This is a genomic window from Chloroflexota bacterium (assembly GCA_015478725.1).
GTDB lineage: Bacteria > Chloroflexota > Limnocylindria > Limnocylindrales > CSP1-4 > C-114.
Genome location: JADMIG010000027.1, coordinates 20,637 through 31,519, shown reverse-complemented (window position 1 = coordinate 31,519; position 10,883 = coordinate 20,637). Strand labels below are relative to the sequence as shown.

Genomic DNA, 10,883 nt, shown 5'->3' with positions numbered 1-10,883 from the left:
CACCAGCCGCTCTCGTGCTCGAATGTGCCCACCGGGCGTTGGAAGTTCGGACTAGACCCGCGATTACCCGTCGCTGGAACCGGAGACCGAGCCCGCCGCTCGGTCTCCCTCCATGTCACGGGCACGATGCGCCTCCTCGGGTCGCTCCCTTCCGCGCATGATGATGCGCGCAGCGTCACGCCGGCATGAATGACCGGCGGCCTGCGTCCCTGGGAGATCGAGCATGGCCGTGACCTTCGAGCATCAGCCGCACCCGCGGATCGCCGCGCGCAGGAAGACCCGCCCGGCCAGCACCCGGGACGAACATGTCGGCATCAACGGCAAGATCGCTCTCGCCCTCACCACGGCGGTCGGGACGATGTGGTGCGCCTACGCGTTCGCCCTCCTTGCCCTCCTCGTCGTGCCACAGGCGGTCAACGGCGGGTTGCTCACCTTCATCCAGTGGGTCAGCCAGACGTTCATCCAGCTCGTCATGCTCTCGGTCATCATGGTCGGCCAGAACATCCTCGGGCGCGTCTCGGACAAGCGAGCCGTCGAGACGTACGAGGATGCCGAGGCGACGCTCCACGAGGCCCAGCAGATCCAGGCCCATCTCAAGGTCCAGGACGACGCGATCAGCTCTCTGCTCGACAAGCTCGAGCGTCTCGAGGCCGCGAGCGGCCGGGGATGACCTGCCACGAACCTGGGCCCTCTCGTTCGCGTCAATGGCGGAGGATGAGCGGCCGCTCGGGACCGAGTATCGCGAGTCGAAGGTATGGGCTCACCGGCGGGGCGGCGGTGTGCGGCACGACGAGGAATCCGGCCGAGGCCGGCACGCCGGAGGCGCCGGCGACGATGGACGAGGCCGTCAGCAGCCGCGGGCCCTCGACGTCGTTCGGCAGGACGAGGACCTGCGCCGAGAGCGTGCCGTCGGGAGCTGCCGCGATGGGGCCGAGTGGCGTCGGGGTGATACCGGGGGACCAGGTGAGGCTGACCGGCTGACCGGCGGCGAAGCCGGTGCCGGAGACGATGACCACGGTCCCGGGCGGCCCGACCTTCGGCGAGAGGGTGATGGTCGGGGCGTTGCCCTGCCCGGGCAGGACGATCGCGGTGAGCGGGGCGGCCTGCGGCCCGGACGGCGCATCGTTCGGTACCGACAGAGAGCCGGTCGTCGGGCCCGACCCGCTGGGCGCGAACCCGACAACGGCCTGGCAGCTCTGCCCGGCATGGAGCGAGAGGCCCGAGCAGCCATCACTGACGATCGAGTAGCCGGCCGCCGATCCCGGTGCGATACCGAGCGTCGAGATGGACACGGGCCCCGAGCCGGCGCTCGTGACCGTGAGCGCTCGAGTGGCGGTCGGCGACCCCGCCGCCGCCACCCCGAAGTCGACTGGCACAGGGGTGAACCCGATGGCTGGCGTTCGATCGCGAACGAACACGTCGCCGAGCTGGTTCGTGTCGTTCGTCACCAGGTTGCCCGCGCTCGACTCGAAGGCGACGAAGCGGCCGGTCCCGGAGATCGCGGGCGCATCGGCGCGCCCGTTCGCCTGGCTCGGTCCGACCGCGACGTCCACCCGGGTCGTGACGCCTGTCACCAGATCGCGGAGGAAGATGTCGCTCACGTCGTTCGTGTCGCCGGGCACGAGGTTCGTCGCCGACGACGCGAAGGCCACCGAGCCTCCGTCGGCGGAGATCGCCGGGGCGACGCTCGGCCCGTCGGCGTCACCGCCGCCTCCGCCGACCGACGCGCGCACGAGTGGCGCCCCGGCCGACCAGACGAAGACGTCCTCCAGCCCGTTGCCGTCGCCGGGCACGAGGTCGGTGGCATGTGAGGCGAAGGCCACCGCACCGCCGGATGCGGAGATCGATGGGTGCTCGCTGGCCAGGTCTCCGACCGCTCCGCCCGGCCCGACCGACAGGAGGATCGTCGATCCGGCGGTCCGGTCGCGCAGGTAGATCTGGGACCGGCCGACAGGTACCGTCTGCTGCACGAGTCGGATCATGGTCGAGGTGAAGGCCACGTAGCGGCCATCGGCGGAGATCGACGGCTCGCCGCTCACGCCGCGAATGCCCCCCGCGCCGCCGCTCGCGACCGAGACGCGGTCGAACCCCCCGCTGTCGCGGTCGAGGACGTAGACGTCATCGAGCTCGTTTGTGTCGCCCGACACGAGCGGGTCGGGCGTCCGGAAGGCGAGGAACCGCCCGTCGAACGACAGGGCGGGGTCGCTCGCGGAGGCACTCGTGCCCGCTGGCATGGCCGGCCCGACGGTGCCGTTCGTCCGATCCCAGATGAGGATCGTGTGCTGCCCCGGACCGGCCTTCGGGGCCCCGGAGACGAACGCCACCCAGCGCCCGTCACCGGAGATGACCGGCTGGGATACGGTGGAGAAGGTCACGGCGACGCCGGCCACGATCGATCCGTGCGCGACTTCGGTCGTCGTGCCACCGACCCGATCGCGGAGGTAGACGATCCCGAGGTCGAAGTTCCGCACCAGTCGTGAGGTCCGGAAGACGATGTAGCGCCCGTCGGCGGAGATGCTCGGCGAGCCGCTCGGACTCGTCAGCTGCTGGTTCTGCGCGTCGAGCGAGACGCGGACGGTCGTGCCCGGAGTCTCGAGCGGGGAGGGACCGCCGGCCGGCAGAAGGAGAGCAACGCTGCGGGCGGCCGGTCCGAATACTCGCCACGGCGCGGCGGGACCACCGACTGCCGCCACGCCGAGCGCGAGCGTCAGGACGGCGGCGGTCAGGGGTTGGTGAAGCCCGAGTAGTAGACGGACGGGTCGCACGGGCCGCTCGATGTGCAGGTGACCGAGACGACGAGCGACTTTCCGCTCGAGACGACGATCGGCGTCACGAAGTGGTAGTCGAGGTCCCGGAAGTTCTCGAGTCGAAGCTCCATGAGGATGACCGACCCCCGCGTCAGGTCCATCGTCCCGGCACGGCCGTTCGGGTTGGCGAAGACGAGGTCGGTCACGTAGAGGGTCGTCTTCGAGGGGGTCACGCCCGTTGGATTCGTGCCGTCCACCGAGAGGCGTCCATCGACGAGATGGCCGCCGAACGTTCCCCCTGGGGCCAGCGTCGCGGTCGGGCCCGACCCACTCGGCGCGGGGGTGATGATCGCGCCGCTCGGCGTCGGGCTCCCGGCGCCCCCGCCGCTTCCGCCCCCGCCGCCCCCACCGCCGCCGGCCACGGGGGTGATTCCGGCATCCACGAGCGCCTGCGTCGCCGCGCTCCTGATGGCGGGCTGGAGCACGAGGAGCCAGAGGACGAGGGCGAGGATGAGGAGCCCGATGAGCGCGGCGACCGCACGCAGGAACCATGAGGGGAGGATCGGTTCCTGCACGAGCGTCCCATCGAGCGTCAGGGGCGGCTGTTCGGGTGCGCTGACGGCGACCCTGAAGGCACGCGACCTGGGTGTGCCACGCCAGAAGCGCCGCCGAGGCCTGACGTTCACCCTGGCGAAGCCTGCCGTCCCTGCGGGAACCACGATGCCAGGTGGACGGACGTCGAAGTCGAGGAGCTGGTCCGGGTCACTGCCGGCGATGGTGGCGTTGAGGCGGGTGTTCCCGCGGTTGTCGACCGCTACGTCGTGACTGCCCGTCCGGCTGCCGCGCGAGGTGCGCGGCAGCAGCTCGGCGAACGTGTCGGCGAAAGGCTCGACGGTGAGCGCGCCCTCCTCGACCGCCGATCCAGCCGGGTCCTCACGGGACTGGACGCGTACGCCGAAGGGGATGGTGCCCGCCGCGGCCGACGGGCTCCTCGGCGGTGCGAAGCGGACGGTGGTCGTGCCTTCGGCGCCGGGGAAGAGCGAGAGGGTCCGCGGGTCCGCGTGAGACCAGGCGCCGGCGTCACCGAGGACGTCGATGGCGAACTGGTCGACCACCGTGCCCGAGTTGCGAATGGTGACAGCGATCGCCGCCTCGGCGCCCGGCGCGACCGACGCGGCATCGCTCGCGAGGCGCACGATCGCACCCATCGTCACGGATTGTAACGCCCCGACCCGACCGGAGGAACCCGTTCTTCGGGTCGCCGCGTTGCCCGAACGGGCAGATCCGCCGCGCCGATGCGCACGGGGCCTTGGACGTTAGGTCCCCGTTAACTGGCCGCAAGGGGAATCCGACGAGACTCCCCCTGACGTGGCGACCGGTCATCAAAGGACCGGCGGACGCGCACCGCGGGGAGAACGAGGCGGATGGGCACCCAGGGAAGGATCGTCATCGGGATCTCGGGCGCGGACCCGCTGACGCGCGCGGGCATCGAAGCACAGCTCCGGGACTACCCGGACATCGTGATGACGCGCGACGCGCCAGCGGCGGGGACGGTCGAGCTCGTCGTGGCGGACGAGCTCGACGAGCGGACACTCCAGGACGTACGTCTCGCTCGGACCGGCGGACGCGAGGTGGTCGTCCTCGTCGGGCGCGTCGATGACGCCGCGCTACTGGCGGCGGTCGAGGCCGGCGCACGGGGCGTGGTCCAGCGCGGCCAGGTCACCGGGGAGACGCTCGTGGCGGCGATCGGGGCCGCGAAGCGGGGGGAGGGCACACTGCCGCCGGACCTCCTCGGCCGGCTTCTCTCGCAGATTGGCCGGTTGCAGCGGCAGGTCCTGTCGCCCCGCGGACTCACCTTTGGCGGCCTCACCGAGCGGGAGGTCTCTGTTCTCCGCCTCCTCGCGGAGGGCCACGACACGGCGGAGGTCGGTCGCCGGCTCTACTTCTCGGAGCGGACGGTGAAGAACGTCATCCACGACATCACCGCCCGCCACGAGCTCCGCAACCGGGCCCACGCCGTTGCCTACGCGATCCGGGAGGGGTTGATCTGACGCCAGTTCGATCGCACGCCGGCCCCACGACCGCGTCACCCGGTGGCGATCCAGGAAATTGGCTCCGCGACACCTGGGGTCAGGGGACCTTCGTGATCGTGCCCAAATTCGGGTTGATGTTCGTGCCCTGCTTCAGACCGCGACCATTGGCTACGTCGTAGGCGTCGTTCGCCTGATCTGCGCTCGTCGAGATCGCGGTGTACGCGGTGTCCGCAGCGGTCTTGCTCTTGCCGACGAGCTTCGTGTGCGCCGCGGCCCAGGCCCTCCGGTCGATGGCGACGTGCCCGTCCTCGTGCGTCGAGAGGGCGGCGGAGAAGCGATCCCACTCCGCCTGTTGTGCCGCGTTCGCCCCGCCCCGATCCGCCCAGCTCGGCAGCTCAACGTCCTCCGTGACCACCACGCGGGCTGCGGTCACCGTGTCGTCGATTGTGTCCGTGTCGCGGCTCGGGATGGACGCCGTCTTGCCCGCCTCGGTGCGCGCGGCCATCGCGTTGGCGGCCTCGAGCAAGGTGCCGGAGACGGTGTACGTGCTGCTCGTCGGCGGGCCGAAGGTCGTCGAGCTCGTGCCGCTGCCGGTCGCGAGGACCTGGGATGAGTCGCCGCCGTCGCCCGACCAACCGCCGTCGCCCGACCCGCCGTCCGCGAGCTCCTCCGTCGTTGACCCGAGGATCTCGAGCCCCGACTGCACCTCCGGTGCGATGCTCTCCGTGTCCGTCGAGTCGGCCGTCTCCGCCTCGAGCTCGGTCTCCCTGGCCAGGACTGGTTCCGAGACGCTTCCGGCACGCGTCGCTCCGGCGATCCCGCGGTCGCCGGCCACGATGTGCGCCGCCGTGGCGCTCGCCTGCTGCTCGAAGGGATCGCCCGGATCGCTGATGCGGAGTCCTCCCGCGTCGAACCCGGCGACCGGCCCGGTCCGCTGCTGGACGACGTGGGTGAGCTCGTGGGCCAGGAGCCCCCGCCCCGCAGGGGAGGAGGTATCGGCCGCCGCCGCGCCGAGGACGATGTCCTCCCCGACGGTGTAGGCGACCGCGCCGACCGTACGAGCCGACGCATCTGCGGCCGCGCCGCGATGGAGGCGCACGGACGAGAAGTCCGTTCCGAAGGCGCCCTCGAGCGGCGTTCGCACCGCCTCGTCGAGGGCTGAGCCGTCGCTGTTGCGCGCCGCCTCGACGGCGGCGACCGGCGCCCCGGATCCGCCCAGCAGGTCGTCGAGGGCCGCGTTCCCGACGGTCCGCTGAAGGCCGATCAGGCCTTGAGCGGACAACGGCTCGCGCGGGGACGGCCGCGTCCCTGTGCTCGCCGCTGCGTCCAGGGACGCTGGGCGAGGGCGGCGCGTCGTCGTCGGCGTTCGATGACCGGATCCGAACTCGCGCATGGGTGCCTCCCTTCGCCGACGGCCGGCTTCGCCGTCAACCGCTGAGTGCTGCGAACCAGGGTCCGAACTCGGCCTCCGTCGAGAGGTGGCCGAGTTTCCGGTACTCGCGGTCTGTGGAGTGGATGAGGTCGGTCATGGAGACCGGCCCGCCGCGGGCCGCGGCCCGATGCGCAGCCGCCACGACGATGTTGCGCACGTTGCCGCCCGATAGCCGGAAGCGAGCGGCAAGAAAGTCGAGGTCGATGTCCGCGGCGACCGGGACGGTCGGACGGAGGTGTCGCCGCCAGAGGCGCCCCCGCTGCTCGATGTCCGGCAGCGGGAAGTCGATGAGGACCTCGAGGCGGCGGGTGAAGGCCTCGTCGATGTTGGCGCGCAGGTTGGTGGTGAGGATGGCCAGGCCGTCGAAGCGCTCCATCCGCTGGAGGAGGTAGGCGGTCTCGATGTTCGCGTAGCGATCGTGCGCGTCGCGGACCTCGGAACGCTTGCCGAAGAGCGCATCGGCCTCGTCGAACAGGAGGATCGCGTTGACGCCGTCGGCCTGGTCGAAGACGCGGTCGAGGTTCTTTTCGGTCTCCCCCACGTACTTGTCGACGATGCCGGCCAGGTCGATGACGTGGAGCTCCATGCCGAGCGCCCCGGCGACGATCTCCGCCGACAGCGTCTTGCCGGTCCCCGAATCGCCCGCGAAGAGCGCCGTCAGGCCTCGCCCGCGCGACGCCTCGCCGAGGCGCCAGCCTTCAAGGACCGCCTCCCGGAAGCGCGCGCGGTCGGTCAGCTCGCGGAGCTGCTCCAGGACTCCGGGCGGCAGGACGAGATCGCCCCAGTCAGCCGAGGGTTCCACCCGACGAGCGAGCCGCTCGAGTCCGACGGCGTTCGCGCTGCGGACGCCCGCGGCGAGGTCGGTCGTCCGAATCTCGCGACCTTCGGCGGTCGACGCCAGCCGGGCGGAAGTCGCCGCCCGCCGGATCTGGTCCCGACCGAGCCGGAACGGGAACGACTCGACGCCGACGACCGCCTCCGCCGCACCGGGCGTGTCCCCGAGCGCCTCGCGCCACCACGTCGCCCGTCGCGCGTTGCAGGTCGGGGATACGTCGAGGACGAGCGGGACCTCGGTCGACCACGCTGGGTCCCAGGCGGCCCGGCCGTGGAGCACGCGGACCGCCCGCGCCTGACTGGGTGGCCCGAGGAAGGCCCGGATCGCCTCAGAGCCTCGGCTCGCGAGGTGGTCGAGGGGACCGGCCACGAAGAGCCGGTCCGCCAGGCGGGTCTCCCGCTCCGCCGCCGCTCCGACGACCGCCGGGTCGGCATGGTCGGCAAGTCGGTCGAGGTCGAGGATACAGGGCCGGTCGTCCCCGTCCTCCCCGGCGGGCCCGGGGATCGCGCCCGCGATCGCCCGCGCGTCGCCGCCCGGCCGCTCGCGGAGGTAGACGAGGGTGATGCCCGCCTCGAGGCCGCGCCGCAGCGCGTCGGCCGCCGGGTCGTCGCTGCCCGCGAAGGCGGCCCGAGCCATCAGCGGTGCCACCACCGGATCCGGCCGGTCGTCGCCGAGCAGGTGCGCCGTGACGCGATCCGGGACCCGCAGCGCACGGGTCAGGAACGGGCGCTCCGGGTCCTCGACCACCATGAGCCCACCGTCGATGAGCGGCGCTCCGTCCCGTAGGCGGGCGCGGCCGATGCCCGAGACGATCGGCACGCCGCACAACTCGAGGGCGAGACCGATGCTCGCCCTCCGCCGCGTCACGTCGTCGTTGAGGTAGCCGTAGAGACGCTCGAGCCGGGGCTCGAGGTCCGGCGCAAGAGCAACGAGGAGGAGCTCGAGGTCGAGCGGCAGCAGCCCGAACGCGTGGCTCAACCGTCGGAGCCGCAGGATCTCGCCCGCGTGCTCGTCCATGTCCGCGCGCCGTTCGGCGGTCGCGAGACGGGCCTCCACGCCCGGATCCGCGGCGCCAGGCGCTCGCGCGGCCTCCGTGATGAGCAGCCGGTCTGCCTGCTCATCGCTCACGTACAGGCCGCGGAAGCGATCGTCTCCGTCCGGGTCGCGGGCGCGCCGGGCGGCGACCGTCACGCGAACGCGGGCCTCGATGACCGCGACGCGCTCCAGGAGGTGGCGCACCGAAGCGGCGTCCATCGATGCGGAGGTCGGCGTCGAGGCAGGGTCCGCTCTGATCGACGCCGCCTCGGGTCCCGATCGCGCCACCGAGATCATGTGGTCGCTTGCCTGGTCATCGTCGATCGCGCCGGCCGCGGACCCGGAGGATCCGGCCGGGGTGATCGCCGGCACCGCCTGCCCGCGTCTCTTCGGGCACCGCCTCCGTTGCGTTCAGTCCGGAGGCCGCCTTCCCGCGAGGCGGTGCCGCACCGGGCCGCGCCTCGTCACCGGCGACGCGAAGGCGCGGCGTCTCGAGGACCGGCGGCCCGGCGACCTTGTGCAGGTCGACGACGAACGGCACGCTGGCGACAAGGTCGAGTGACGGCTTCAGCTCGCCCCCGAGGGCGGTCCACACGTCGACGATGGAGCGGTCCGCACCTGGAGGTGCGGCGACCGTCAGTTCCACTGCGTGGGGCTGATCGGCGAGCGCACCGGTCAGCTCGCGCGGCCCGAGCGCCTCGTGGCGGAGGAACGAGGCGAGGCAGGCCGACAGGAGACGGTGCTCGTCCTCGGGGCGCTGGGTCCAGGCTGTGACAAGGTAGGAGAGCCGGATGCGACGCGGTGGCGGTCGTCGCTCGGTCACCCGTCCGGTCTTGTCACGCAGCTCGTCCCAGGCTGCCTCCCGCCGCTCGAGGTCGTCGCGGATGTCGTAGAGATAGACGTCGAGGGTCGGCGTGTTCCGGCGGCCGGCCCACTCCTTCGTCGGAGCATCGAAGGCGATCTCGACCTGGCTGCCGTTCGTGACCTCGCGCCGGATGAGATCGCGAAGCGTCTCGTCGAAGAGTTCGATCATCGGGCCCTCTGAGCCAGCCTGCACCGCCGACCAGCGTCGGGCCGCCCGGCGGCCCCGGCAAGTCGCCCCCGGGCAGCCGTTCGGGCACCTCCGGCCGCCCGTTCGGGCAGCGCGAACGGCCCGCCCGTCAGCCCGGCTGTCCCTTGCTCCGGACGCGATCAGCGTCGAGGCTTCGCGCGTCGGACACGCCCCGGACTTGGAGAGCGACGGATGCCCCAATACCTGTCACCTGGCGTCTATGTCGAAGAGGTCGAGGCCGGTTCGCGGCCGATCGAAGGGGTCGGCACGGCCGTCGCCGCCTTCGTCGGCCTCGCGCAGCGCGGTCCCGGCGACACGCCGACCCTCGTCACCAACTGGTCTCAGTTCGTCGCCACGTTCGGCGAATTCATGGAGGGCTCGCACCTCGCCCACGCCGTCTACGGCTACTTCCTCAACGGCGGCGGCGCCGCGTACATCGTGCGGGTGGGTGCCGACGACGGCGCCCCGGTCGCCCGGGCCGAGCTGCCGAGCTCCACGGATGCCGCCACGACCGCCTTCCGGATCCTGGCCCTCGAAGCCGGCGCCGCCGGCGAGGACATCAAGGTCGAGGTCGCCGAGCCGACCCAGCCGGCTGAGGGCGTCTTCAAGCTCGTGATCTCCCGCGGCAAGGATGAGGAGGTCTACGACAACGTCACCCTCAAGCGAGGCAAGCAGAGCGTCTTCCAGGCCACCAAGACCTCGCGGCTCGTCCGCCTTGAGGAGACGGCACGCGGGGACGTGGCGCCGGCCGCGACCAGGACAGCCCTCTCGGGCGGCTCGACGAGCGCGTCCGTCCGCGTCACCCCGGACGAGTACGCCGGCAGCTCCGCGGACCGGACGGGTTTCGGGGGACTCGAGGCGATCGAGGAGGTGACGATGCTCGCCGCCCCCGACGTCATGGCCCTCTATCAGCGCGGCGTGATCGACCTCGAGGCCGTGAAGGCGGTGCAGCTGGCGATGATCGCCCACTGCGAGCTCATGGGCGACCGCGTCGCGATCCTCGACTCGCCGCCCGACTACAACGCTCAGCAGATCAAGGAGTGGCGCGTCGACCGGGCCGGCTACGACTCGAAGTACGCCACCCTCTACTGGCCCTGGATCAAGGTCTTCGATCCGGTCGCCGGTCGGGCAGGGTTCGTGCCGCCCTCCGGCCACGTGGCCGGGATCTGGGCCCGCAACGACGGTGAGCGGGGCGTCCACAAGGCCCCCGCGAATGAGGTTCTGCGGGGCGCCATCGAGCTCCAGACGCGGATCACGAAGGGCGAACACGACCAGCTCAATCCCGCCGGCATCAACTGCGTTCGCGTCTTCCCCGGCCGCGGCATCCGGATCTGGGGCGCCCGTACGCTGTCGTCCGATCCGGCGTGGCGCTACGTCAACGTCCGGCGGCTCTTCAACTACCTCGAGGAGTCGATCCTCCAGGGCACCCAGTGGGTCGTCTTCGAGCCGAACGACCTCGCGCTCTGGGAGCGCGTCAAGCGGACGATCAACGCGTTTCTCGTCCGCGTCTGGCGCGACGGCGCGCTCTTCGGCGCCACGCCGGGCGAGGCCTTCTTCGTCAAGTGCGACGGCGAGAACAACACGGCCGAGTCGATCGATGCCGGCCAGCTCATCGTCGACGTCGGCATCGCCCCGGTGAAGCCGGCCGAGTTCGTCATCTTCCGGGTGGCCCAGTTCTCGGGTGGGACGGCGCTGACCGAGTGACACACCCTTCCCATTGCCGGTCGACCCGGCCATCGCTCTGATCACG

General features: G+C 71.7%; 8 protein-coding genes. 3 read left to right on the top strand and 5 right to left on the bottom strand.

Annotated elements, in window-relative coordinates; translation table 11 throughout:
• The first annotated feature begins 223 nt into the window (after window positions 1–223).
• Window positions 224–670 carry a hypothetical protein gene (locus IVW53_12915; GenBank protein MBF6606475.1) on the top strand — a complete coding sequence of 149 codons (447 nt, stop codon included), beginning with the start codon at window positions 224–226 and terminating at the stop codon, window positions 668–670.
• Window positions 671–701: 31 nt separating this feature from the next.
• On the opposite strand, the gene IVW53_12910 is transcribed toward IVW53_12915, so the two are convergent.
• A complete protein-coding gene (locus IVW53_12910) occupies window positions 702–2,765 on the bottom strand; it encodes a PD40 domain-containing protein (GenBank protein MBF6606474.1) in 2,064 nt (687 codons plus the stop codon).
• On the bottom strand, window positions 2,723–3,955 hold the full coding sequence (locus IVW53_12905) for a hypothetical protein (protein ID MBF6606473.1): 1,233 nt from the start codon (window positions 3,953–3,955) through the stop codon (window positions 2,723–2,725). The genes IVW53_12910 and IVW53_12905 overlap by 43 nt, the downstream gene beginning before the upstream one ends.
• 216 nt (window positions 3,956–4,171) lie before the next feature.
• On the opposite strand from IVW53_12905, the gene IVW53_12900 reads away from it, so the two are divergent.
• Window positions 4,172–4,798: a response regulator transcription factor gene (locus tag IVW53_12900; protein ID MBF6606472.1), complete on the top strand. Its 627-nt coding sequence runs from the start codon at window positions 4,172–4,174 to the stop codon at window positions 4,796–4,798.
• A gap of 79 nt (window positions 4,799–4,877) precedes the next feature.
• Here the strand turns inward: IVW53_12900 and IVW53_12895 are convergent, their stop codons facing one another.
• The 3 genes from IVW53_12895 to IVW53_12885 all read right to left on the bottom strand — a co-directional run bounded on the left by IVW53_12895 (window position 4,878) and on the right by IVW53_12885 (window position 9,115).
• Window positions 4,878–6,173, bottom strand: a complete 1,296-nt coding sequence (locus tag IVW53_12895) for a DUF4157 domain-containing protein (protein ID MBF6606471.1) — start codon at window positions 6,171–6,173, stop codon at window positions 4,878–4,880.
• Window positions 6,174–6,207: 34 nt separating this feature from the next.
• Window positions 6,208–8,301, bottom strand: a complete 2,094-nt coding sequence (locus IVW53_12890) for an ATP-binding protein (protein ID MBF6606470.1) — start codon at window positions 8,299–8,301, stop codon at window positions 6,208–6,210.
• Between the two features lie 94 nt (window positions 8,302–8,395).
• Window positions 8,396–9,115: a DUF4255 domain-containing protein gene (locus IVW53_12885; protein MBF6606469.1), complete on the bottom strand. Its 720-nt coding sequence runs from the start codon at window positions 9,113–9,115 to the stop codon at window positions 8,396–8,398.
• A gap of 210 nt (window positions 9,116–9,325) precedes the next feature.
• Between IVW53_12885 and IVW53_12880 the strand changes: the two genes are divergently transcribed.
• Complete coding sequence (locus IVW53_12880; GenBank protein ID MBF6606468.1) at window positions 9,326–10,837, top strand: phage tail sheath family protein; 1,512 nt, start codon at window positions 9,326–9,328, stop codon at window positions 10,835–10,837.
• Window positions 10,838–10,883 lie beyond the last annotated feature (46 nt).